22 protein-coding genes and 1 riboswitch are annotated in these 23,404 nt (G+C 70.9%); of the genes, 5 read left to right on the plus strand and 17 right to left on the minus strand.

Translation table 11 applies throughout. The features are described 5' to 3' along the window. Nucleotides 1-115 precede the first annotated feature (115 nt). Nucleotides 116-2,026, plus strand: coding sequence for a LamG-like jellyroll fold domain-containing protein (locus tag BLV96_RS34955; RefSeq protein WP_086674988.1), 1,911 nt, complete (start codon nt 116-118; stop codon nt 2,024-2,026). A gap of 16 nt (nt 2,027-2,042) precedes the next feature. Here BLV96_RS34955 and BLV96_RS34960 read toward each other — a convergent pair whose 3' ends face one another. Beyond that, complete coding sequence (locus BLV96_RS34960) at nt 2,043-2,762, minus strand: FadR/GntR family transcriptional regulator (protein ID WP_167379835.1); 720 nt, start codon at nt 2,760-2,762, stop codon at nt 2,043-2,045. Nucleotides 2,763-2,917: 155 nt separating this feature from the next. On the opposite strand from BLV96_RS34960, the gene BLV96_RS34965 reads away from it, so the two are divergent. Next, the gene (locus BLV96_RS34965; protein ID WP_167379822.1) at nt 2,918-3,106 is read left to right on the plus strand and encodes a hypothetical protein; all 189 of its coding nucleotides are present in this window, start codon (nt 2,918-2,920) and stop codon (nt 3,104-3,106) included. A gap of 82 nt (nt 3,107-3,188) precedes the next feature. On the opposite strand, the gene BLV96_RS34970 is transcribed toward BLV96_RS34965, so the two are convergent. From BLV96_RS34970 to BLV96_RS35000, 7 genes are all read right to left on the minus strand, one after another. Continuing rightward, nucleotides 3,189-4,556 (minus strand): L-serine ammonia-lyase, encoded by a 1,368-nt coding sequence (locus BLV96_RS34970; protein WP_086674952.1) that lies wholly within the window; start codon nt 4,554-4,556, stop codon nt 3,189-3,191. Between the two features lie 14 nt (nt 4,557-4,570). After that, nucleotides 4,571-5,572: a lipoyl synthase gene (gene lipA / locus BLV96_RS34975; RefSeq protein WP_086674951.1), complete on the minus strand. Its 1,002-nt coding sequence runs from the start codon at nt 5,570-5,572 to the stop codon at nt 4,571-4,573. Then, nucleotides 5,569-6,843, minus strand: a complete 1,275-nt coding sequence (gene glyA / locus BLV96_RS34980; RefSeq protein WP_086674950.1) for a serine hydroxymethyltransferase — start codon at nt 6,841-6,843, stop codon at nt 5,569-5,571. Before glyA ends, lipA begins: the two co-directional genes overlap by 4 nt. Continuing rightward, nucleotides 6,843-7,220 (minus strand): glycine cleavage system protein GcvH, encoded by a 378-nt coding sequence (gene gcvH, locus BLV96_RS34985; protein WP_086674949.1) that lies wholly within the window; start codon nt 7,218-7,220, stop codon nt 6,843-6,845. The genes glyA and gcvH overlap by 1 nt, the downstream gene beginning before the upstream one ends. Before the next feature lie 13 nt (nt 7,221-7,233). After that, nucleotides 7,234-8,325 (minus strand): glycine cleavage system aminomethyltransferase GcvT, encoded by a 1,092-nt coding sequence (gene gcvT, locus BLV96_RS34990; RefSeq protein ID WP_086674948.1) that lies wholly within the window; start codon nt 8,323-8,325, stop codon nt 7,234-7,236. Nucleotides 8,326-8,331: 6 nt separating this feature from the next. Then, nucleotides 8,332-11,163 carry an aminomethyl-transferring glycine dehydrogenase gene (gene gcvP, locus BLV96_RS34995; protein WP_086674985.1) on the minus strand — a complete coding sequence of 944 codons (2,832 nt, stop codon included), beginning with the start codon at nt 11,161-11,163 and terminating at the stop codon, nt 8,332-8,334. Nucleotides 11,164-11,299: 136 nt separating this feature from the next. Beyond that, a riboswitch (glycine riboswitch) is annotated at nt 11,300-11,393 on the minus strand. A gap of 103 nt (nt 11,394-11,496) precedes the next feature. Then, nucleotides 11,497-12,789, minus strand: a complete 1,293-nt coding sequence (locus BLV96_RS35000; protein ID WP_086674947.1) for a helix-turn-helix domain-containing protein — start codon at nt 12,787-12,789, stop codon at nt 11,497-11,499. Nucleotides 12,790-12,861: 72 nt separating this feature from the next. On the opposite strand from BLV96_RS35000, the gene BLV96_RS35005 reads away from it, so the two are divergent. Continuing rightward, the gene (locus BLV96_RS35005; protein ID WP_086674946.1) at nt 12,862-13,059 is read left to right on the plus strand and encodes a hypothetical protein; all 198 of its coding nucleotides are present in this window, start codon (nt 12,862-12,864) and stop codon (nt 13,057-13,059) included. Here BLV96_RS35005 and BLV96_RS35010 read toward each other — a convergent pair. From BLV96_RS35010 to BLV96_RS35025, 4 genes are read right to left on the minus strand one after another with little or no spacing between them, the layout of a single operon-like run. Further along, nucleotides 13,056-13,823: a 3-oxoacyl-ACP reductase gene (locus BLV96_RS35010; protein ID WP_086674945.1), complete on the minus strand. Its 768-nt coding sequence runs from the start codon at nt 13,821-13,823 to the stop codon at nt 13,056-13,058. The genes BLV96_RS35005 and BLV96_RS35010 overlap by 4 nt on opposite strands. Continuing rightward, nucleotides 13,823-15,187 carry an aldehyde dehydrogenase family protein gene (locus BLV96_RS35015; RefSeq protein WP_086674944.1) on the minus strand — a complete coding sequence of 455 codons (1,365 nt, stop codon included), beginning with the start codon at nt 15,185-15,187 and terminating at the stop codon, nt 13,823-13,825. The genes BLV96_RS35010 and BLV96_RS35015 overlap by 1 nt, the downstream gene beginning before the upstream one ends. After that, nucleotides 15,184-15,894, minus strand: a complete 711-nt coding sequence (locus tag BLV96_RS35020; protein WP_086674943.1) for a gamma-glutamyl-gamma-aminobutyrate hydrolase family protein — start codon at nt 15,892-15,894, stop codon at nt 15,184-15,186. The genes BLV96_RS35015 and BLV96_RS35020 overlap by 4 nt, the downstream gene beginning before the upstream one ends. After that, a complete protein-coding gene (locus tag BLV96_RS35025; protein ID WP_208608401.1) occupies nt 15,875-17,239 on the minus strand; it encodes a glutamine synthetase family protein in 1,365 nt (454 codons plus the stop codon). Before BLV96_RS35025 ends, BLV96_RS35020 begins: the two co-directional genes overlap by 20 nt. A 431-nt stretch (nt 17,240-17,670) precedes the next feature. Here BLV96_RS35025 and BLV96_RS35030 point away from each other — a divergent pair, with 431 nt between their 5' ends. Then, entirely contained in the window at nt 17,671-18,195 is a 525-nt protein-coding gene (locus BLV96_RS35030; RefSeq protein WP_086674941.1) for a YflT domain-containing protein, read from the plus strand. Between the two features lie 114 nt (nt 18,196-18,309). On the opposite strand, the gene BLV96_RS35035 is transcribed toward BLV96_RS35030, so the two are convergent. From BLV96_RS35035 to BLV96_RS35045, 3 genes are all read right to left on the minus strand, one after another. Beyond that, nucleotides 18,310-19,563 carry a DUF1700 domain-containing protein gene (locus BLV96_RS35035; RefSeq protein WP_086674940.1) on the minus strand — a complete coding sequence of 418 codons (1,254 nt, stop codon included), beginning with the start codon at nt 19,561-19,563 and terminating at the stop codon, nt 18,310-18,312. Next, on the minus strand, nt 19,560-19,895 hold the full coding sequence (locus BLV96_RS35040; protein WP_086674939.1) for a PadR family transcriptional regulator: 336 nt from the start codon (nt 19,893-19,895) through the stop codon (nt 19,560-19,562). The genes BLV96_RS35035 and BLV96_RS35040 overlap by 4 nt, the downstream gene beginning before the upstream one ends. Before the next feature lie 89 nt (nt 19,896-19,984). Then, nucleotides 19,985-20,431, minus strand: coding sequence for an Lrp/AsnC family transcriptional regulator (locus BLV96_RS35045; RefSeq protein WP_244180699.1), 447 nt, complete (start codon nt 20,429-20,431; stop codon nt 19,985-19,987). 62 nt (nt 20,432-20,493) lie between these two features. On the opposite strand from BLV96_RS35045, the gene BLV96_RS35050 reads away from it, so the two are divergent. Beyond that, the gene (locus tag BLV96_RS35050) at nt 20,494-21,396 is read left to right on the plus strand and encodes an SMP-30/gluconolactonase/LRE family protein (protein ID WP_086674938.1); all 903 of its coding nucleotides are present in this window, start codon (nt 20,494-20,496) and stop codon (nt 21,394-21,396) included. Here BLV96_RS35050 and BLV96_RS35055 read toward each other — a convergent pair. Then, a complete protein-coding gene (locus tag BLV96_RS35055; protein ID WP_086674937.1) occupies nt 21,371-22,558 on the minus strand; it encodes an MAB_1171c family putative transporter in 1,188 nt (395 codons plus the stop codon). The two genes, BLV96_RS35050 and BLV96_RS35055, sit on opposite strands and share 26 nt — an antisense overlap. Next, nucleotides 22,555-23,118 carry a hypothetical protein gene (locus tag BLV96_RS35060; protein WP_244180701.1) on the minus strand — a complete coding sequence of 188 codons (564 nt, stop codon included), beginning with the start codon at nt 23,116-23,118 and terminating at the stop codon, nt 22,555-22,557. Before BLV96_RS35060 ends, BLV96_RS35055 begins: the two co-directional genes overlap by 4 nt. Nucleotides 23,119-23,404: the final 286 nt, after the last annotated feature.

The following is a 23,404-nucleotide window of genomic DNA, read 5'->3' on the forward strand; positions in this document are numbered from 1 at the left end:
ACTACCGAGAGTTGTTCGAATCCTGTCAAGACGATGTTCGCGTCGGCTCAAGCAGGCGGGATTAGCGTCCGGACCGCCGAAGAACTCTCCCCCGGAAAACCGAATGAGGCACATCATGCGCGAAAACCAGGCGGGCCCGAACAGACGGTCGTTCCTGCGCAACGCGGGGCTGGCCGGCGTCGGCGCGACGGCCCTGGGCGCGCTCGGCGCCGCACCGGCCGAAGCCGCTCCCCCGACCCCCGAGAACTTCAGCCGCGGCCGGTGGAACCCGGACGGCGAAAGCCGCCAGTTCACCGTCGCCGTCATGCCGGACACCCAGTACCTCTACTGGGGCAGCCAGAACAGCATCAACCCGGAGCCGCAGGAAGCGTCGCTGCGGTACGTGATCGAAAACAGCGGCCGGCCGGACCACAACATCGTCTTCCTGGCTCACCTCGGCGACCTGACGCAGGACGCCGACACGACGTCGTTCCAGGCCGTGGGCAAGACGTTCGAGATCGCCGACCAGGCCGGCGTCGCCTACAGCGTCCTCGCGGGCAACCACGACGTGTCCGGCGACGACACGCGCGGCACCACGCCGTACCTGCAGACGATGGGCCCCCAGCGGTTCCGCCGGCAGAAGTCGTTCCTCGGCTCCGACGCGAGCGGCTACAACACCGCGCACGTCTTCCGCGCCGCCGGGCAGGAGTGGCTGCTGCTGGCCATGGACTGGCGGACGTCCGCCGCGGGCTTCGCCTGGGCCAACGACGTCATCGAGAAGCACCCGAAGCTGCCGGTGATCCTCACCTGCCACGAGATCGTCGGGCCGACCTACGGCGACGAGGTCTACCCGTACGAGTCCGGCGACCCCGAGAACAACGCCGAGTTCAGCGGCTACGGCCAGACCGTCTGGGACTCGCTGATCAAGGACAACGACCAGATCTTCCTCACGCTCAACGGCCACTACTGGCCCTCCGGGCGCGTGACGAAGCAGAACACCGCCGGCCACGACGTGCACCTGCACATCACGAACTACCAGAACCGGTACATGAGCGGCGGCGGCATGCTGCGCCTGTACCACTTCGACCTGGACCGCAACACGATCGACGTCGAGACGGTCTCGCCGTGGATCCTCGAGAAGGACCCCGCGACGCGCAACCGCATGGAGGTGCTGGAGGCGCGGCTCACCACGGCCGTCGACCGCTTCTCGATGCCGTTCGACTTCGAGCGGCGGTTCGCCGGCTTCATCCCGGTGCCGGTCCGCCCGGCGCGGCCGGCGAACAAGGTGCTCGTGCCGGGCACGCTCGCGTACTGGCGCTTTGACAACGTTGACACCAGCGGCGGCGCCGTCACCGCCGTGCGCGACCTGTCGGGCCACGGCAACGACCTCACGCTGCAGTCGGTCCCCGGCACCGCGCCGGACGCGCTGGTCCGGACCGACGACCACCACCCGGACCAGCCGGGGCACGCGAGCCTCCGGTTCGCCGGTGGCAAGAACCCGCTGCACGGCGCCTACCTGACGACCGGGCCGCGCGCGCCGTTGAACACCGAGACGTTCAAGCGCGGCTACACGATCGAGACGTTCGTGAAGATCCCGCGTGACTGGGACGGCGGGACCAACGGCAACATGCCGGTCCTGGTCCGCCGCGGCGCGTCCGGCGACGCGGGCAAGCACGGCAAGAACACCGACCCGAGGGAGCCGGTGGCCCAGCTCATGACCACGAACAACGGTCGTGAGGTGCAGTTCAACCACTACCCGCTCAGCCAGACCTACCCGACCACCAACTGGAGCCACGGCCTGGCCGAAGACCAGTGGTGGCACATCGCGGTGGTCAACGACGGGCACCACGCGAAGCTCTACGTCGAAAGCTCCCCGGTGGCCGACAACCCCTTCACCGATTCCGTCGGCATCGCCTCGCTCGGCCTCCCGTGGCTCCTCGGCGGCCACGAATACGGCGGCGCGCTCGACAACGTGTTCCACGGCTGGATCGGCGACGTCCGGATCGTCGGCCGCGCGCTGCGGCTCGAGGAGTTCATGACCCGGTGACCCACCGGCCGCCCGGTCAGGACAGGAAGGCGCGCAGCAGGGACGCGGTGCCCTCGATGTGCTCCGCCATGGCCTGCCGGGCGGCCGGGGCGTCGCCGGCCAGGATCGCGTCCACGATCGCCTCGTGCTGGGCGTTCGAGTGCTCGAGGTTGGGCGGGAGCAGCGGGATGCGGTCGAGCAGCTGGTTGACGCGGGTGCGGGCGTCGGCCATCGCCGTGGTCAGCGAGCCGGACGCCGTCACCTCGGCGATCGCCAGGTGCAGGCGGGAGTCCTTGCGGCGGTAGTCGTCGAGGTCCGCGCCGGCGGCTTCGGCGAGGGTCCCGGTGAGGTGGCGCCGGTCGGCCGGGCTGAGCGACCGGGCGGCGGCCATCTCCGCGGCGCCCGTCTCGAGGACGTACCGCAGGCACAACGCGTCCTCCAGGCCGACGGCGTCGATCTTGCCGTCGGGCGCGGGCGGGCCGGGAAGGGTGTCGTTCACGAAGGTGCCGCCGTAGCGGCCCCGCCGTGACTCGACGTAACCGGCGTCGGAGAGGGCCCGGATGGCTTCGCGGAGCGTGACGCGGCTGACCCCGAGGCGCTCGGCGAGCTCCCGCTCCGACGGCAGCCGCTCCCCCGCGCCGACCACACCGAGGCGGATGGCCTGCAGCAGCCGCTCGACGGTCTCCTCGAAGGCGTTGCCCGCGCGGACCGGCCGGAACAGCGCTTCACCGGCATTCACCACCGAGGTCGGTTCCATCCGGTGAGTTTAGGCCGCGGGGCAGTCTCGGAGTGGCTTCGGGCTCGCGAGGCGATCACACTGTGTTCGCGGTGCGGAAAACCTGTGGAACCGAACGGCCACTGTCGGCGACGATGTAACCACCGACACCGAACATCGACGCAGGGGGCGATCCGGTGCACTTCCTGATGGCGGAAGACCTGGTCCACGAGCGGGAGGACGAGCTGCGCCACGGCGTCCGCAACCGCCCCCCGGGCCGGGCGGCCCCGCGGAGACACCTCGGCACGAGGAAACAGCAGTTCGGCTGGCGCCTCGTCGAGGTGGGCCTGAAGCTGGCGGCGGAGGACGAGGACCGCCGCAACTGACGGAGCTTTCCCTACGAAAGCTGCGCCCCCGGCACTTTCCCTACGAAAGCTGCGGCGTAGCTTTCACGTGAAAGCTCCGGTCTCAGCACTCGATGACGTTCACCGCCAAGCCGCCGCGGGCTGTTTCCTTGTACTTGACGCTCATGTCCGCGCCCGTCTCGCGCATCGTCTTGATCGCCTTGTCCAGCGTCACCACGTGGCTTCCGTCCCCGCGCATCGCCATGCGGGCCGCGTGGATCGCCTTCGACGCTCCCACCGCATTGCGCTCGATGCACGGGATCTGCACCAGGCCGCCGACCGGGTCGCACGTGAGCCCGAGGTGGTGCTCCACGCCGATCTCCGCCGCGTTCTCCACCTGGGCCGGCGTGCCGCCGAGGACCTCGGTCAGGCCGGCCGCCGCCATCGCCGACGCCGAGCCCACCTCGCCCTGGCAGCCCACTTCCGCGCCGGAGATCGAGCCCGTCTGCTTGAGGATCGAGCCGATCGCGCCCGCCGTGAGCATGAACTTCACGATGCCGTCGTCGGTCGAGTGCCGGATGAACCGCTGGTAGTAGTGCAGGACCGCCGGGATGATGCCCGCCGCGCCGTTGGTCGGGGCCGTGACGACCCGGCCGCCCGCCGCGTTCTCCTCGTTGACTGCCAGGGCGTACAGGCTCACCCAGTCCATCGCGTACAACGGGTCGTCCGCGCCGTCTTCGGCCAGGAGCTTCTCGTGCAGCGAACGCGCGCGCCGCGGCACCTTCAGCCCGCCCGGCAGGACACCCTCGTGGGTGCAGCCGTTGCGGACGCACTCCGCCATGACCGCCCAGATGTCCAGCAGCCCGGAGCGCACCTCCTCGGCGGTGCGCCAGGACAGCTCGTTCGCCAGCATGACCTCACTGATCGACAGACCCGTCGCCGAGCAGTGCCCGAGGAGGTCCGCGCCGGTGCGGAACGGGTACGGCACCGGCGTCGAGTCCTCGACGAACACCGTGTCCGTCTCGTACGACTCGTCGCGGACGAAGCCGCCGCCGACCGAGTAGTACGTGCGTTCCCGCAGCAGCGCGCCCGAAGCGTCGAACGCGCGGAAGACCATGCCGTTCGGGTGCGCCGGCAGGGACTTGCGCCGGTGCATGGTGAGGTCGGTGTCCTCGACGAACCCGATCTTGTGCGTGCCGCCCAGAAGCAGCTGCCCGGACTCGCGGATTTCCGCGATGCGGGCCGGCACGGTGTAGGTGTCGATCTCCTCCGGACGCGAGCCGGAAAGCCCGAGCAGGACGGCTTTGTCGCTGCCGTGGCCGAATCCGGTCGCGCCGAGCGAGCCGAACAGCTCGGCCTGGACGCGGGACGTCGCGGCGAGGTCGTCGCCGAGTCCGTCCACAAAGGTCAGTGCCGCCCGCATCGGGCCGACCGTGTGGGAGCTGGACGGCCCGATGCCGATGGAAAACAGGTCGAAGACGCTGATCGCCATTGATCCGCCCCTTCCTATCGCGCCAGCAGCGAGCTGGCTTCTTGCGCGGCCGGGCCCTGGTCGGCGAGGTGCCGCAGGTTCTCCGGCAGCTCCTCCCCACGGTAACCCTTGGTCTGGGCGTAGAGCCGTCCGGCGCGGTACGACGACCGCACCAGCGGACCCGCCATCACGCCCGCGAAGCCCATGGCCTCGGCGGCCTGGGAGTGCTCGACGAACTCCTCCGGCTTGACCCACCGGTCCACCGGGTGGTGCCGCGGCGACGGACGCAGGTACTGCGTGATGGTCAGGATTTCGCAGCCCGCGTCGACGAGGTCCCGCATGGCCGGAGCCACCTCTTCGGGCGTCTCACCCATGCCGAGGATCAGGTTCGACTTCGTGACCAGGCCGAACTCACGGGCCTTGGTGATGACTTCCAGCGAGCGCGCGTACCGGAAGCCGGGGCGGATGCGCTTGAAGATGCGCGGCACCGTCTCGACGTTGTGGGCAAGGACTTCCGGCCGCGAACCGAACACCTCGGCCAGCTGCGCGGGGTCGGCGTTGAAGTCCGGGATCAGCAGCTCGACACCGGTACCCGGGTTCAGGTCGTGGATCTGCCGGACGGTCTCGGCGTAGAGCCAGGCACCGCCGTCTTCCAGGTCGTCGCGGGCGACGCCGGTGACCGTCGAGTACCGCAAACCCATGGCCTGCACGGACTCCGCGACCTTCCGCGGTTCCGTGCGGTCCAGCTCCGCGGGCTTGCCCGTGTCGATCTGGCAGAAGTCACACCGGCGCGTGCACTGGTCACCACCGATGAGGAACGTGGCCTCACGGTCTTCCCAGCACTCGTAGATGTTGGGACAACCGGCCTCTTCGCACACCGTGTGCAGACCCTCGCGCCGAACCAGGCCCTTGAGTTCGGTGAACTCCGGCCCCATCCGCACCCGCGTCTTGATCCACGGCGGCTTCTTTTCGATCGGCGTCTCGCTGTTGCGGACTTCCAGCCGCAGCAGCTTCCGGCCCTCGGGCAACGCGCTCATCGCGAAAGGTCCGCGTACAACGGGTGCTTCGCGGCCAGCGCCTCGACGCGGTCGCGCAGCTTCGAGCGGAGAGCGTCGTCGAAGTCCGGCTTGAGGGCTTCGGCGATGACGTCGGCGACCTCGGTGAAGTCCTCGGCCCGGAACCCGCGCGTGGCAAGCGCCGGCGTGCCGATGCGCAGGCCCGACGTGATCATCGGCGGGCGCGGGTCGAACGGGACGGCGTTGCGGTTGACCGTGATGCCGACCTCGTGCAGGCGGTCCTCGGCCTGCTGACCGTCCAGAGTGGACTGGACGAGGTCGACGAGCACCAGGTGGACGTCGGTCCCGCCGGTCAGCACCCGGACACCCGCGTCGGCACAGTCCGACTGCGACAGCCGCGCGGCCAGGATCCGCGAGCCCTCGAGGGTCCGCTCCTGACGCTCCTTGAACTCCTCGCTCGCGGCGATCTTCAGCGCGACGGCCTTGGCCGCGATGACGTGCTCCAGCGGCCCGCCCTGCTGGCCGGGGAACACCGCCGAGTTGATCTTCTTCGCCAGCTCCTCGCGTGAGAGGATCAGGCCGCCGCGCGGACCGCCGAGGGTCTTGTGCGTGGTCGTGGTGACGATGTCGGCGTGCGGCACCGGCGACGGGTGCAGCCCCGCCGCGACGAGCCCGGCGAAGTGCGCCATGTCCACCATCAGCTTGGCGCCGACCTTGTCCGCGATGCGGCGGAACTCGGCGAAGTCCAGCTGACGCGGGTAGGCGGACCAGCCGGCGATGATCAGCTTCGGCTGGTGCTCGACGGCCAGGCGCTCGATCTCGGCGAGGTCGACGATCCCGGTCTCTTTGTCGACGTGGTAGGCGACGACGTTGTAGAGCTTGCCCGAGAAGTTGATCTTCATCCCGTGCGTCAGGTGGCCGCCGTGCGCCAGGTCGAGGCCGAGGATCGTGTCGCCCGGCTTGAGCACGGCGAACATCGCGGCCGCGTTGGCCTGCGCGCCCGAGTGCGGCTGGACGTTGGCATGCTCGGCGCCGAAGAGAGCCTTCGCGCGGTCGATCGCCAGCTGCTCGACGACGTCGACGTGCTCGCAGCCGCCGTAATAACGACGTCCGGGGTAGCCCTCGGCGTACTTGTTGGTCAGCACCGAGCCCTGCGCTTCGAGCACGCCCACCGGGGCGAAGTTCTCGGAGGCGATCATCTCCAGGGTCGACTGCTGGCGGGTCAGCTCGTCCGCGACGGCCGCGGCGACCTCGGGGTCGACGTCGGCGAGGTGGGCGTCGAAAGTCGTCATCAGTTCTCCTGGGTGTGCGCGGCGTACGCGGCGGCGTCGAGCAGCTCCGGCACGTCCCCGGTCAGACGCACCTTCAGGAGCCATCCTTCGGTGTACGGGTCGGAGTTGATGACCTCGGGGGTGTCCGATGTGGTGCCGTTCACCTCGACGACCTCGCCGGAGACGGGCGCGTACAGCTCGCTGACCGACTTGGTCGACTCGACCTCGCCGAACACCTCGCCGGCGGTGATGGTCGAGCCCGCGTCGGGCAGCTGGACGAACACGATGTCACCGAGCGACTCGGCGGCGAAGGCGGTGATGCCCACGGTGGCGACGCCGTCTTCGACGGACAGCCACTCGTGTTCCTTCGTGTACTTCAGGTTCTCGGGGATGCTCACGGTTCAACAGTCCTTACGCGCGGGAGTAGAAGGGCAGGGCGACGACCTCGACGGGCTCGATCCTGCCCCGGATGTCGACGGAGAGCTCGGTGCCGGGCTCGGCGTACGCCCGATCGACGTACGCCATGGCGATCGGGTAACCCAGCGTGGGCGACAGCGCGCCGCTGGTGACCTCGCCGATCTCCTTGCCGTCGGCCAGCAGCTTGTACCCGTGACGCGGGGCCCGGCGACCGGCGCCCTTGAGACCGACCCGCACGCGCGGGACGTCCTGCTTGGACCGCTCCTCCAGAGCCGCGCGGCCGACGAAGTCGCCCGGCTTCTCGAACTTGACGACGCGGCCGAGGCCGGCCTCGAACGGGCTCTGGTCGAGGGTGAGTTCGTTGCCGTACAACGGCATCCCGGCTTCCAGCCGCAGCGTGTCGCGGCAGGCCAGGCCGGCCGGGACCAGGCCGTGGCCCTCGCCCGCCTCGGTGAGGATGCGCCAGACCGCGGGGGCCTCGTCGGCGTCGACGAACAGCTCGAAGCCGTCCTCGCCGGTGTAGCCGGTGCGGGCGAGCAGGACGTCGTGGCCCTTCACGTTCGCCGGGACGCTGGCGTAGTACTTCAGCGCGTCGAGGTCGGCGTCGGTGACCGCGCCGAGGATCTCGACGGCCTTCGGACCCTGGACCGCGATCAGCGCGGTGGTCTCGCTGCGGTCGTCGACGACGGCGTCGAAGCCCGCGACCCGCTCGGCCAGCGCATCCGCGACGACCTTCGCGTTGCCCGCGTTCGCGACAACCAGGTAGTGCTCGTCGGCCAGGCGGTAGACGACCAGGTCGTCCAGCACACCGCCGGAAGCGTCGCAGATCATCGTGTACCGCGCGCGGCCCGGCTTGACCCCGGTGAGGTTGCCGACCAGCGCGAAGTCCAGGACGTCGGCCGCCTGCTTGCCGGTGACGTGGATTTCGGCCATGTGCGAGAGGTCGAACAGCCCGGCCGCCTCGCGGACGGCCTTGTGCTCGGCCAGCTCGCTGGCGTAGCGGACCGGCATGGACCAGCCGGCGAAGTCGGTGAACAGCGCACCGAGTCCCTTGTGGACTCCGTGCAGGGAGGTCTCTTTCGACACTGGAGCTCAGCCTTCGTAAGCGTTGAGGGGCGGGCAGGAGCACACGAGGTTACGGTCGCCGCGGGCGCCGTCGATGCGACGCACCGGGGGCCAGTACTTGTTCTTGCGCGACACCCCGGCCGGGTACACGGCCAGCTCGCGGTCGTAGACCTTGTCCCACTCCCCGACCAGCGTCTCCGCGGTGTGCGGGGCCCCGCGCAGCGGCGACTCCTCGGCACTCCACTTCCCGGAAGCGACCTCGTCGATCTCGGCGCGGATGGCGATCATCGCGGCGATGAACCGGTCGATCTCGCCCAGGTCCTCGGACTCGGTCGGCTCGACCATCAGCGTCCCCGCGACCGGGAACGACATGGTCGGCGCGTGGAAGCCGTAGTCGATGAGCCGCTTGGCGACGTCGTCGACCGTCACGCCGGTCTCCTTGGTGATCTGGCGCAGGTCGAGGATGCACTCGTGCGCGACCAGGCCGTCCTGGCCCGTGTAGAGCACCGGGTAGTGCGGCGCCAGCCGGGCGGCGACGTAGTTCGCGGCCAGCACGGCGACCTTCGTCGCCGCGGTCAGGCCGGGCGCGCCCATCATCCGGACGTAGGCCCACGAGATCGGCAGGATCGACGCCGAGCCGTACGGGGCGCCGCTGATCGGGCCGACACCGGTCGCCGGGCCGGCCTGGTCCAGCAGCGGGTGGTTGGGCAGGAACGGCGCGAGGTGCGCGCGCACCGCGACCGGGCCGACGCCGGGGCCGCCACCGCCGTGCGGGATGCAGAAGGTCTTGTGCAGGTTCAGGTGCGAGACGTCGCCGCCGAACTCGCCCGGCTTGGCCAGGCCCAGCAGGGCGTTGAGGTTCGCGCCGTCGACGTACACCTGGCCGCCGCCGTCGTGGACGATCTTCGAGAGTTCGTCGATGTCGTGCTCGTACACGCCGTGCGTGGACGGGTACGTCACCATGATCGCCGCCAGGGTGTCGCGGTGGGTGTCCACCTTGGACCGCAGGTCGGCGAGGTCGACGTTGCCCTCGTCGGTGCACTTCACGACGACCACGCGCATGCCGGCGAGCACCGCGGACGCGGCGTTGGTGCCGTGCGCGGACGACGGGATCAGGCAGACGTCCCGGGCCTCGTCGCCGTTCGCGCGGTGGTAGGCGCGGATCGCGAGGAGGCCGGCCAGTTCGCCCTGGCTGCCCGCGTTCGGCTGCAGCGACACCTTGTCGTAGCCGGTGACCTCGGCCAGCCACTCGGCCAGCTGCGCCACGAGGACGTGGTAGCCCTCGGCGTCTTCGGCCGGCGCGAACGGGTGGATGCCGGCGAACTCGCGCCAGCTGATCGGTTCCATCTCCGTGGTGGCGTTGAGCTTCATCGTGCAGGAGCCGAGCGGGATCATGCCGCGGTCGAGCGCGTAGTCCAGGTCGGACAGCTTGCGCAGGTAGCGCAGCATCGCCGTCTCGGAGCGGTGGGTGCCGAAGACCTCGTGGCCCATGAAGCCGCTCTCGCGGGCCAGGCCGTTCGGCAGCGCGACGCCGTCCTCGACTTCGGCGTCGATCTTGAAGGCGCCGAGGACCTTCGCGGTGATCGCGGGGGTGCTGACCTCGTCGAAGGCGACGCGGACGTGGTCGGCGTCAACGTGGCCGAGGTTGATCCCGGCTTCGCGGGCGGCCGTGTGGACCTCGGCGGCGCGGCCCGGGACGCGCGCGACGACCGTGTCGAAGAAGGACTCGTGCACGACCTCGACGCCGGCCTCGCGCAGAGCGTCGGCGAAGCCCGCGGCGAGGCCGTGGACGCGCTGGGCGATCTTCTTCAGGCCGTCCGGACCGTGGTAGACCGCGTACATCGCGGCGAGCACGGCCGGCAGGACCTGCGCGGTGCAGATGTTGGAGGTCGCCTTCTCGCGGCGGATGTGCTGCTCACGCGTCTGCAGGGCGAGGCGGTAGGCGGAGTTGCCGTCGGCGTCGACCGAGACGCCGACCAGGCGCCCGGGCAGCGAGCGCTCGAGTCCGGAGCGGACGGACATGTACCCGGCGTGCGGGCCGCCGTAGCCGAGCGGGACGCCGAAGCGCTGCGTCGACCCGGCGGCGACGTCGGCGCCGAACTCGCCGGGCGAGGTGATCAGCGTCAGCGAGAGGAGGTCGGCGGCGACGGTGAACAGCGCGCCCGCGGCCTTCGCCGACTCGGAAATCGCGTGGTAGAAGCCGCGGCCGCGCAGCACGCCGGACGCGCCGGGGTACTGGACGACGACGCCGAAGAAGTCGTCCGGCAGGCCGGTGAGCAGGTCGCGGACCTCGACCTCGATGCCCAGGGCCTCGACGCGGGTCCGCACGACGGCGATGGTCTGCGGCAGGCACTCGGCGTCGAGCACGACCTTGTTGGACTTCGACTTCGACGCGCGGCGCATGAGCGTGACGGCCTCGGCGACGGCGGTCGACTCGTCCAGCAGCGAGGCGTTCGCGGTGGCCAGGCCGGTCAGGTCGGCGACCATCGTCTGGAAGTTGAGGAGGGCTTCGAGCCGGCCCTGGGAGATTTCCGGCTGGTAGGGCGTGTACGCGGTGTACCAGGCCGGGTTCTCGAGGACGTTGCGGCGGATGACGCCGGGAGTGACGGTGTCGGAGTAGCCGAGGCCGATCATCTGCGTCATCGGCCGGTTGCGCGCGGCGAGGGCGCGCAGCTCCGCGGTGGCGTCCTCTTCGGACGCGGCGGGCGGGAGGGTGAGTTCCTTCGTCGCGCGGATCGCGGTCGGGACGGCGGCGCCGACGAGTGCGTCCAGGCTGCCGTAACCGCACTCGGCCAGCATCTTCGCGCGTTCGGCCTCGGACGGGCCGATGTGGCGGGCGTCGAACTGCGTTGAGGTGATGGGGAGCTCCTCGGGCCTGGGCACACAGCGGTGCGCTGGGAACTCCCCCTCTGTCATGGCACCTGAGAGTTTCACCGTGGGAGACACGGCTTTCACCTTGGGTGAGGCGCGGGTGCGCCTGCTTTCCAGAGTGGCCTCGCGCGAAGCGGTAACAGGTACCTGAGAGATTCTGGGGAGTTTGCTCCTTCGGTGCCCCACTGACTTCGTGGGGGCTCTCCCGCCCCGGCTCTACGGCCCGATCTGCAGTTGTGACGGTCACGGTACCTGCCGGGTTCGAGGTCCGTCTACTTCACCCGGGCAACGCCACAGTGATCCTCGACCTCGCCTCGACCCTCACGGCGCACGGTCGACCCGGCGGGTCACGCTCCCGGCCAGCGCGGGTGGCCGCCGGACCCGGCCCGAGGGCCCGACCAGGCGTTTCAGCGGCCCGCCAACCGGCACGGGCGGGTGCCCGGCCCCCAGCAGCACCTGCTCGACGAGCTGCTCGGCGAGCCACGCGACCGAGTCGTTGAGCCGGTCCAGCGAGGGGTGGTCGCCGTCGAAGACGTCCTCGTCGGCGAGCGTCACCTCGAAGTACGCGCACCCCGGCGGGACCGAGATCGCCTCCTCGATGGCCCGCGCTCCCTCTTCGGGATCTTCGAACCCGGCTTCGAGCAGCGGCTCGCGGTAGATCCGCGCCGCGCGGGCGCGCATGCGAGGGCCGTAGCGGACCACGACGGGCAGGCGTCCGGTCAGGTCCGGCACGGCCAGCCCGTGCAGCAGCATGATCGGCGGCACCGAGTGCACCAGCCGCGGTGCCGGTTCCGCCAGCTCACGGGCGGTGATCCGGACGCGGTCGGCCATCGCGTCCGGGAGGCCGAAGTAGCGGAAGTCGACGTTGCCGAACCCGAGTCCGTCGGCGACGAGCGAGGCCAGCAGCTCGCCGTACCCCCAGATCGGCGACAGCACGACGACCGGCGGCGCGGCGACCACGGGCGCCGGCGCGGGCGGGCGCGTCGCCTCCTGCTCGGGCACCTGGATGACCAGCCGCGGCGGTGCGTGCCAGTCGTGCACCTCGGCGACGCGCCAGTAGAGCCCGAGCGGCCGCCACAGCTCGCCGAGGATGTCGTGCTCGATGATCCGGCGCACCTCGCCGTCGTCGTGCGGGAAGTCCCGCGGCGCCACGATCCCGACGTAGTGGTGGTAGGTGACGCGCACTTCGTCACCGCGCGTGGCCGACCGGATCCGCATCTCCCAGTCGATCGCCGACGCGGCGATGGCGTTGGCGACCTGCGTGCCGGGCGAGGAGTAGACGAGCGCGGTGGCCTGCCGCAGGAACCGCCCGGCCTGGTCGATGCCTTCCCGCAGGGCCTTCGCGGCCTGGGCGACGTGCACCGGGCTGGCGAGGGAGTCGGGCAGCACGCCGGCGACGCGCAGGAGTTCGGCTTCGCCGAGGCCGGTGACTTCGGCGAGCTGGGCCCAGTGGTCGAAGACGGTCACCTTCGGCGCGTGCCGGTGCTCGATCCAGCTGCGCAGGGTGGAGGTGGGGACGCCGATGCGCCGGGCGGCCTCGTCCAGGGAGAGGCCCCGCGAGCGGATCCCGGCCCGGACCGCTTCCGCCCACTCGCCGGCGCGCCAGTGCGTCACCTCACAAAGCTAACGAAACCCGCTAGCTTTGCGCAGGGACGAATCGCCCATCCGGCGTCGACGCTGGTCACCATGACCACCACCATCGTCGCCCTCACCCTGATCGTCGGCGTGCTCACCTTCGCCGCCGGCGCGTTCCTCGCCTCCGAAATCGCCACCCGGATCCTGCGCCGCCGGGAACGCGAAATCACCGAAGAGCGCAAGAAGCTCAACGCCGCCTGGAACTACCTCCGGGAGGTCTACGGCGTCAAGAAACCGACGCGCCGTTAGAGCGGGGTGACGTACGCGCCGGAGATACCGCCGTCGACCAGGAACTGCGACGCCGTGATGAAGCTCGCGTCGTCGCTGGCCAGGAACGCCACCGCCGCCGCGATTTCTTCCGGCTCCGCGAACCGGCCGACCGGCACGTGCACCAGGCGCCGCGCCGCGCGTTCCGGGTCCTTGGCGAACAGCTCCTTCAGCAGCGGTGTGTTGACCGGGCCCGGGCACAGCGCGTTGACGCGGATGTTCTCCCGCGCGAACTGCACGCCCAGCTCGCGGCTCATCGCCAGCACGCCGCCCTTGGACGCCGTGTACGAGATCTGCGACGTCGCCGCGCCCATCACCGCGACGAACGACGCCGTGTTGATGATCGACCCCTTGCCCTGGCGCTGCATGTGCGGCAACACCGCCTTGCAGCAGTGGTACACCGACGTCAGGTTGACGCGCTGCACCCGCTCCCACGCGTCGATGCCGGTGGTCAGGATGGAGTCGTCCTCGGGCGGGGAGATCCCCGCGTTGTTGAACGCGACGTCGACCGAGCCGAACTGCTCGACCGTGCTGTGGAACAGGTTCTCCACCTGTTCGGCGTCGGTGACGTCGGTCTGGATGAACGCGCCGCCGATCTCGTCGGCCGCGGCCTTGCCCGAATCCGGCGTCAGGTCCCCGATGACGACCTTCGCGCCTTCGCTCGCCAGGCGGCGGGCCGACGCGAGCCCGATGCCGCTCGCGCCGCCGGTGATCACCGCGACGCGGCCTTCGAAACGCTGGACCATTACTCCTCCGTGCTGAGAAAGACGTTCTTGGTTTCGGTGAACGCCGCCGCGGCGTCGGGGCCCAGCTCGCGGCCGAGGCCCGACTGCTTGAAGCCGCCGAACGGCGTCCAGTAGCGCACCGAAGAGTGCGAATTCACCGACAGGTTGCCGGCTTCGACGCCGCGTGCCACGCGGAACGCGCGGCCGGCGTCGCGGGTCCAGATCGACCCGGACAGGCCGTACTCGGTCGCGTTGGCCATCCGGACCGCGTCGGCCTCCTCCGCGAACGGCACGACGGCGACGACCGGGCCGAACACTTCCTCCGCCACGGCGGGGTGGCGCAGGTCGGGCGGGGTGAGGACGGTCGGGGGGAACCAGTAGCCGGGGCCGGCGGGCGCGCTGCCGCGGAACGCGACGGGCGCGTCGTCCGGGACGTAGGAGGCCACCTTTTCCCGGTGTGACGCCGAAATCAGCGGCCCCATCTCGGTCTTCTCGTCACCGGGGTCGCCGACGACGACGCCGTGCACCGCGGGCTCTAGGAGCTCCATGAAGCGGTCGTACGCGCTCGCCTGCACCAGGATCAGTGACCGCGCGCAGCAGTCCTGGCCGGCGTTGTCGAAGACGCCGTAGGGCGCGGTCGCCGCGGCCTTCTCCAGGTCGGAGTCGGCGAAGACGATGTTCGCGTTCTTGCCGCCCAGTTCGAGGGTCACGCGCTTCACCTGCGCCGAGCAGCCGGCCATGATCTGCTTGCCGACCTCGGTCGAGCCGGTGAAGACGACCTTGCGCACGCCCGGGTGGTCCACGAACCGTTGCCCGACAACGGATCCCTTGCCGGGCAGCACCTGGAAGACGTCCTCCGGGATGCCTGCCTCGCGCGCCAGCTCGGCCAGCCGGATCGCGGTCAGCGGCGTCAGCTCGGCGGGCTTGAGGACGACGGTGTTGCCGGCGGCGAGCGCGGGCGCGAACCCCCAGCCGGCGATCGGCATCGGGAAGTTCCACGGGACGATCACGCCGACCACGCCCAGGGGCTCCTGGAACGTGACGTTGACCCCGCCCGGCACCGGGATCTGCTTGCCGATCAGGCGTTCCGGCGCGGCGGAGTAGTAGTTGAGGACGTCTCTGACGTTGCCGGCCTCCCAGCGGGCGTTGCCGATGGTGTGCCCGGAGTTCTCGACCTCCAGCCGCGCGAGGTGCTCGATGTCGGCCTCGACGGCGTCGGCGAAGCGGCGCAGGAGCCGCGCGCGGTCGCCGGGGGTGACGTCGCGCCACGCGGGGAACGCCGCCCGCGCGCGGGCGATCGCCGCGTCGGTCTCTTCGGCGCTGGTCAGGGGGACCGTCCGCACGACCTGCTCGGTGGCGGGGTTCCGGACGTCGAACGTGGTCATCGGTTCTCCTTGCTCGCGTCGACGAGGGCTTGGAACAGCCGGACGTCGTCGCTGTCCTGCTCGGGGTGCCACTGGACACCCAGGGCGAACTCACCCGGGATCTCGGCGGCCTCGATGGTGCCGTCGGCGGCCCAGCCGACCGCTTCGAGGCCGGCGCCGAGCCGGTCGATCGCCTGGTGGTGGTAACACAGGGTCTTGGTCTCCGAGCCCAGGATCGACGCCGCCCGGCTGCCTTCGGCGAGCGTCACCGTTCCGCGGCCGAACGTCGCGAGCGCGGGCTGGTGCTCGGTGGTCTCCCTCGCCTCCGGCAGGTGCTGGACCAGGGTGCCGCCGAGGGCGACGCTCATCACCTGCAGGCCGCGGCAGACGCCGAGCACGGGCTTGCCCGCCTGGCGCGCGGCGTCGAACAGGCCGAACTCGAAGGCGTCGCGGTTCGGCCGGGTGTAGGTGGCGGGGTGCGGCTCGTGGCCGTAGCGCGCCGGTTCGACGTCGGCGCCGCCGGTGAGCACGAGCCCGTCCACGGTGGACACGAGCCCGTCGTACGCGTCGGACACCGGCGGCAGCAGCACCGGGATGCCGCCGGCCGTGACGACGCAGTCGACGTAGAACCGGTGCAGCAGAACGGCTTCGGTCTCCCAGACTCCGAACTTCGCGGGTTCGAGGTAGCTGGTGAGGCCGATGACGGGCTTAAAGTCGCTCGAAGCCACGGACGAGCTCCCAGTCGGTGACGGCGGCGTTGTAGGCGTCGATCTCGATCTTCGCCGCGTTCAGGTAGTGGTCGACGACGTCGTCGCCGAACGCCTCCCGCGCCAAGTCGCTCCCCGCGAGAGCCGCGGCGGCCTCGGGCAACGTCGTCGGGACAGTGTCGCGATCGGAGCTGTAGGCGTTGCCGGTGAAGGGTTCTTCCAGCTCCAGCTCGTTTTCGATGCCGTGCAGGCCGGCGGCGATCAACGCGGCGACGGCGAGGTAGGGGTTGACGTCCCCGCCCGGCACGCGGTTTTCGACGCGCAGCGACTCGCCGTGCCCGACGACGCGCAGCGCGCAGGTGCGGTTGTCGGTGCCCCACGCGATCGCGGTCGGCGCGAAGCTGCCGGGCATGAACCGCTTGTAGGAGTTGATGTTCGGGGCGAAGAAGTAGGTCAGCTCGTGCAGCGCGGCGAGCTGACCGGCGAGGAACTGCTCCATGAGCGTCGAGAAGCCGTGGTCGTGGTCGCCCGACAGGACGGCCCGGCCTTCGGTGGAGCGCAGGCTGATGTGGATGTGGCAGGAGTTGCCTTCGCGCTCGTTGTACTTCGCCATGAACGTGAGGCTCTTGCCCTCCTGCGCGGCGATCTCCTTGGCGCCGTTCTTGTAGACGCTGTGGTTGTCGCAGGTGGCGAGCGCGTCGGTGTAGCGGAAGGCGATCTCCTGCTGGCCGGGGTTGCACTCGCCCTTGGCGGACTCGGGGTAGAGCCCGGCGCCGGCCATGTCGTTGCGGATGCGGCGCAGCAGCGGCTCGAGGCGCGCGGTGCCGAGCATCGAGTAGTCGACGTTGTACTGGTTGGCGGGCTTGAGGCCGTGGTAGCGCTTGTCCCAGGCGGCTTCGTAGGTGTCGTCGAAGACGATGAACTCGAGTTCGGTCCCGACGTAGGCGGCGAGCCCCCGTTCGGCGAGCCGTTCGAGCTGCCGCCGCAGGATCTGCCGCGGCGACACGCTGACCGCGCCGCCCTGCACGCGCTCGACGTCGGCCAGCACGAGCGCGGTGCCCTCCTGCCAGGGGATCTCCCGCAGGGTGTCGAAGTCGGGGCGCAGCACGAAGTCGCCGTAGCCGCTTTCCCAGGAGGAGAGCGCGTAGCCGTCGACGGTGTTCATGTCGACGTCCACGGCCAGGAGGTAGTTGCAGGCCTCGGTGGCGTGGCCGACGACCTCGTCCAGGAAGTACTCCGCCGAGCAGCGCTTGCCTTGGAGCCTGCCCTGCATGTCCGTGATCGCGACGAGCACGGTGTCGATCGTGCCCGCGTCGACGCGGGCCCGGAGCTCGTCGAGGGTGAGCATGCCTCGCCTGCGTGCCATCAGCCGCCCCAAAGGTTTGATGCGAATCCTTTGCGGGTTCTTCCTACCCGGTCATGGGCTCGGGGTCAACCGGAGCAAAGGTATTTTGTTGAGCCATTGGGTTGCCGGCTGCGGACGACCTCCCGAGACACCGCCGGCCTCTTGGCGCGGCCGGCCGCCGCGACGGTGCCGGCACCCGCGCCGGCTCCGCGGCTCGCCGGTTTCACTGCCGCGGCGGGCCGGGTCACGCCCCGCCCGGCCGCGGCGTTCACCACCTGCGCGCAGCCGCCTGGCCTCGACCACACCACCGCCTGCCACCCCCTCCGCTCACCCCGCCTACGCTCACCGCCGGTATGCGCGGTTTGCCCGGCTGAGAAGAGTCTGTGAATTCCGCGCGAGCGGGAGGAATCCCGGGTACTCCCACGTTGAACGGGGCAGGAGAGGTGAGATCGATGACCACAGCATTCACGCAGCAGAACACGATCGGCCAGCAGCAGGCGCGGCCCCAGCTGCCGACCCTGCCCACCGGCTGGCCGATCGGTTCCTACGAGTCCTACGAGCAGGCGCAGCGCGCGGTCGACCACCTCGCGGGCACCGACTTCCCGGTCACCGACGTCACGATCGTGGGCGTGGAGCCGATGCTCGTCGAGCGCATCGCCGGCAAGATGTCCTGGGGCAAGGTCCTGGGCAGCGCGGCGACCTCCGGCGCGATGTTCGGCCTGTTCCTCGGCCTGGTGCTCAGCCTGCTGAACCCGGGCGCGGGCCTCGTCCCGATCGTCATCGGCCTGGTCGCCGGGCTCGGGTTCAACCTGCTCTTCGGCGCGCTCGGCTACGCGGTGAACCGCAACAAGCGCGGGTTCATCTCCCAGAGCCAGCTGGTCGCCCGCCGCTACGACGTCCTTTCCCAGCCGCGCAACGCCGAGAAGGGCCGTGCGCTGCTGGCGGACCTCGCCGCTCGCAGCGCCTTCGGCCACTGACACGGCTGACGCCCTGACGGCACTGACTCACCGCAAGATCGAAGGCCGCCCCCGGTGTTCCGGAGGCGGCCTTCGTCGCGTCAGGAGCGGCCCCGACCTCCGCTCCTGAAAGCTCTACCGCGTCGGCGTCGCGGTCGGCGAGGCCGGAGTGGTCGCCGCGGGCGTCGGCGTCGAACTCGGCGTCGGCGTGGCGGAAGCCGACGGCGAAGGCGCCGTCACCTTCGGGATCGCCGCGCTGAACGGCACCCCCGCGTCCTCGCGGCAGGCCGAGCGGTACCCGTTGTAGCCGTTGTAGTTGCCCTGGTCGTCGGTCACGCCCTGCTCCACCTTCGGCCGCGGGAACCGGTTGTCCGCGCCGATCTTCTCCTTCGTCCCGCTCGAGCGCTCGCAGCCGTAGCGGGTCACCGTGAGCGGGCGGCCCTCTTCGTCGTAGAGGTAGACCTCGGTCAGCGGCTTGCCCTCGGCGTCGAACGCGTAGACGTTCTCCACCTCGTTGCCGCCGTAGGTCAGCTGCTCGTTGCCGTACCGGTCGGACGACGACGGGTAGTACGACGGCGAGCTCGAGTAGGAGTTCCGGTGCGAGATGAGGTCGACCGCCGCGCCGAAGCCGCCCAGGATGCCGCCGATGACGAACGCCGAGATCGGCACCGCGACCCACAGCAGCCGCCGGTCGCCGCGCAGCCGCGGGCCCGCCCACACCGCCGCGCCGCCCGCGACGAGCAGGAACGGCAGCAGCAGCACCGCGCTGCGCGAACGCAGCATCAGCAGCAGCCCGAACGCGACCAGCACGACGGCGCACACGATCCACCACGCCGGCTTCAGCGACGAGAGGTAGTTCAGCGCCTTCCCGGAGTCCTCCTGCCGGCGGCCCTTGGCGAGCGCCTGCCGCAGCCACACCACCTCCGGCAGCGCCAGCACCGCCTCGACCCCGCCGCGCAGCAGCAGGATGAGGCTGACGAGGAACACGGGCAGGAAGAGCACGGCGCCGATCAGCCCGTCGGGGTCGATGCGGACGGCGGCGGCGAACGCGAACAGCGCGAGCGCCACCGCGGAGAGCACCAGGCCCCAGAACGCGATCCGCGGCTTCGCGAGGCTCGGCGCCTTCGCCGTGGCGAGCACCTGCGTCGCCCCTTCGGCCGCCGGCGGGTACCCGCCCGACGCGCGCAGCTCGGCGGCGTAGCTCTCCGGCGTGCCGAGCCGTTCGATCAGGGCCTCGACGCGGGCGCCCTCCCCCAGTTCGGCTTCGAGCTCCGCCAGGTGCGGGCGGACGTCCTCGAGGATCTCTTCGATTTCGCTCGCGGGCAGGTCGGCGAGCGCGGTGCGGACCCGCGCCAGATACACCCGCACGGCGGTCGGCTTCTCGCTCATGCTGCCTCTCCCACTGCGTCTCCCAGGAGTACGTTCATCGTCGATGCGAAGCTCTGCCAGGTCCTGCCCGACTCCGCCAGCCGGGCCCGGCCCGGCTCGTTCAGGCTGTAGTACTTGCGGTGCGGGCCCTCTTCGCTGGGCACCACGTACGAGGTGAGCAGGCCGGCCTTGTAGAGCCTGCGCAACGTCCCGTACACCGACGCGTCCCCCACCTCGTCCAGGCCGGCGCCCCGGAGTCTTCGCAGGACGTCGTACCCGTAGCCGTCTTCCTCGCGGAGCACCGCGAGCACGGCGAGATCGAGCACCCCTTTGAGCAGCTGACTGATCTCCACTGCACCCTCCAGTCTTACGCTTGGGAAGGTACCACGCATTGCACAGTAGTGCGCACGGCGGAGGGCCGAACGGCGTGTCGAGGGAAAGATCAGGCGGTGGGATCCACCGGACGTTCGAAGAAGGACTCGAGGATGACGACGGTCTGCGTGCCGGTGACGCCGTCGATCGCGAAGAGCCGGCGCAGCGACGCCTGGAGCTGCTCGGTCGTCGGCGTGCGCACCTTGACCAGCAGCGACGCGGGCCCGGCGATGACGTGCGCCTCCACCACCTCGGGCAGCGCCTCGAGAGCCGCGCGCACCGGCTCGTCCCCCATCCAGGCGTTCGCCTCGACGAGGACGTACGCCGCGACGCCGCGGCCGACCGCGGCCGGGTCGACGTCCACTGTGGTCCGGCGGATCACGCCCTGCTCGCGCAGCTTCCGGACGCGCTCGTGAGCCGCGCCGGCGGAGAGGCCGACGACCTTGCCGAGCGCGGCGTACGCCTGCGTCGCGTCCCGCTGGAGTTCGGCGAGCAGCATGCGATCCAGATCGTCCACTACTTGACCATATCAGGTTCGGCGATCCATGCTGTTCGCAGAATCTCATTAGGGGTGAGCGGATGGACCAGGTCAAGACGAACTTCGAGGTGCTCGACGAGCGCTTCGCGCGCGTCAACGGCGACGAGTGGATGCGGCGCCTGCACACCGGCTGCCGCTGGACCGAGGGGCCGGCGTACTTCCCGGCCGGGCGCTACCTCGTGTTCAGCGACATCCCGAACGACCGGACGCTGCGCTGGGACGAGACGACCGGCGAGGTCGGCGTCTTCCGGCAGCCGTCGCAGTACTCGAATGGGCACACTGTCGACCGCCACGGACGGCTGATCAGCTGCGAGCAGGGCACCCGCCGCGTCACGCGCACCGAGCACGACGGCTCGATTACCGTGCTGGCGGCGGAGTTCGAGGGCAAGCGGTTCAACAGCCCGAACGACGTCGTCGAGCACTCGGACGGGTCAATCTGGTTCACCGACCCGAGTTACGGCATCGACAGCGACTACGAGGGGTACCGGGCGGAGAGCGAGATCGGCGCGTGCCACGTGTACCGCGTCGACCCGTCGGGGGACGTCCGGATCGTCGCCGACGACTTCTCGCGGCCGAACGGGCTGGCGTTCTCGGCCGACGAGTCGCTGCTGTACATAGTGGACACCCGGCAGCAGCCCAGCCACATCCGGGTGTTCTCGGTGGGCGCGAACGGGAAGCTCTCGGGCGGCGAGATCTTCGGGACGTGCGACAACGGCGTGTTCGACGGCGTCCGCGTGGACAGCGAAGGCCAGGTCTGGGCGGCCGCCCACGACGGCCTGCACTGCTTCGCCGCGGACGGGACGCGGATCGGCAAGCTGCGGGTGCCGGAGATCTGCTCCAACTTCACCTTCGGCGGAGCGAGGGGCAACGAGCTGTTCATCACGGCGTCGAGCTCGGTCTACACGCTGCGCGTGACGGTCAACGGGGCCCGCTACCCGCGCTAGCCCGCACCCGCTCGACCACCGCGCCGCGCCGCCAGGCCCGGCTCACCCGGACCAGCCAAGCCGCTTCGGCGTCGACGTCCGCGTCGGCTTCCGCCAGGTCGGCGGGCTCGCGGAGCGGGGGCTCGAAGCGGCGGCCTTCGCGGCCCGCCTCGATCGCCGCGGCCAGGGCCACGGCCTCGACCGTCGGCGCGAGGTCGGCGTCGCGGACCCCGGCGCGGCGGGCCGCCGTCTCCGCGCGGGCCGGGAGCTCCGGGTCGAAGTGGGCCCGCAGCGCCAGGTGGCCGTCGCGGATCTCGATCACCCTGCGGTACAACGCGAATTCGGCGCCACCGGCCAGTTCGCGGCCCGGGTCGAGCGCGATGCCCGGGACCGCCGCGCGCAACGCCGTCCACAGTGGCTCGATGCGGCGGTACGCGCGGTACGCCCGCACCCGGCCGAGCACCGACGACACCGCCGGCGACCACGCGGAGAGCGTCGCGCCGGCGGCGACGAACCCGATCGTCGCCGCGGCGAGCACCGACGACGGCAGGTCCTCGCGCGCGCCGATCCGCGCGGTCCGGGCGAGCTGACGGACGTCGTCGACGTCCCAGAACGTCCACGCGAACGCGGCCACCACACCGACCAGCAGGAGCCACAGCCCGGTGCGCAGCGGGCCGGGCTCGGCGTGCCACGCGCTGCGGGCGAACACGGCGATCAGCACGCCGAGGCTGATCAGGCTGTAGACGAGGAAGACGACCTTGTCGGCCAGGGCGAAGGGCAGGCCGTCGGGCGAGAAGACGGTGTCGTCGCCGACGCGTCGCGGCCTGGAGAGCGTGAAGCACACCGCGAGCAGCACCATGGTCGCGCCGGTGAACAGCGCGTGCGGGGCGAGCCGGGCGCCTTCGCCGCGCCACACGGACTGCGTGAAGGCGACGGCGAACCCGATCGCGCCCAGCTTGAGCTCGTCGCCGGCCAGGCTGAGGACCCATTCGGCGACCGGGCCGGGTCCGGCGAGGGCGGCCGTCGCGGGCGTCAGCACGATGATGCCGGTGGCGATGCAGATGCCGAAGCCGGCGAGGAACCACATGGTCCGCACGGGCTGGCTGCGGCGCGCCTCGACGAGCTTGTACCCGAACCCGGCGAACCCGACCAGGCAGAGGTGGTAGGCCAGGGTTTCGATCACGGCGCCCGGCGGCGGGACCGGCCGCCGAAGAGGGAGTCGAAGCGCCGCACGCCGTCCGGGACGTCGGCGGCGAGTTCCCGCGGCTCTTCGGGCCGCACGGCGCGTTGGGCGAGCAGGCTGGCGACGAGCTCGGCTTCGCGTTCCTCGACCTCGGTGTAGGTGGTGCGCCCGAGCACGCGCCGGACGAGTTCGGGCGAAAGGTTCGGCATGAGCTGCCGCCCGGCGGCGGCATCGATGGCGACGCCGTCCGCGCCACCGTCGGCGCCGGTGTGGCCGCAGAGCAGGTGGCCGACCTCGTGGAGCAGGATGTGCCGCCGGTGCAGGGCGGTGGTGTTGGTGGGGTAGAGGATGTAGTCGGCGCGTTCGGTGCTCATGAGCAGCCCGCAGGGAGCGCCTTCGGGGGCGCTGACGGGCATGAGTTCGATGGGCCGCGCCCTGGTCGAGGCGAGGCTCGCGACGAAGGTCTCGGCGTCGAAGGGTTCGGGCAGGGTGACGGAGTCGGCGACTTCCCGAGCCCGCTTCCACAAAGCGCGTCCGGCGCGCCGCGATGGTTGCGCCACGTCAGCCCTCCCTCATGCCGCGCCCCCACGGCCTCGGCCGGTTCAACGCGGAGGCGGCGGTGGGGATACGCGAGGAGGGGAAGATCGGAAGCGCGAGTTTCGGGGCGGCGCCCGGGGAGCGGAGTTCCGGCGGGATCGCAGGGTTCGAGCAGGCGCGGCGGCTCGGAGCGGCCCCGGCCCGGCGGACAAGCGCGGCGCCCGGCCGGCAGCCCGCGCGAGCGCAGGGCCGGCGGCGGAGACCGGCGCGCAGCCGGCAGCTCACAACACCCGAGCGAGCATGGGGCCG

Source organism: Amycolatopsis pretoriensis, from assembly GCF_900107925.1.
In the GTDB taxonomy this organism is placed as follows: domain Bacteria; phylum Actinomycetota; class Actinomycetes; order Mycobacteriales; family Pseudonocardiaceae; genus Amycolatopsis; species Amycolatopsis pretoriensis.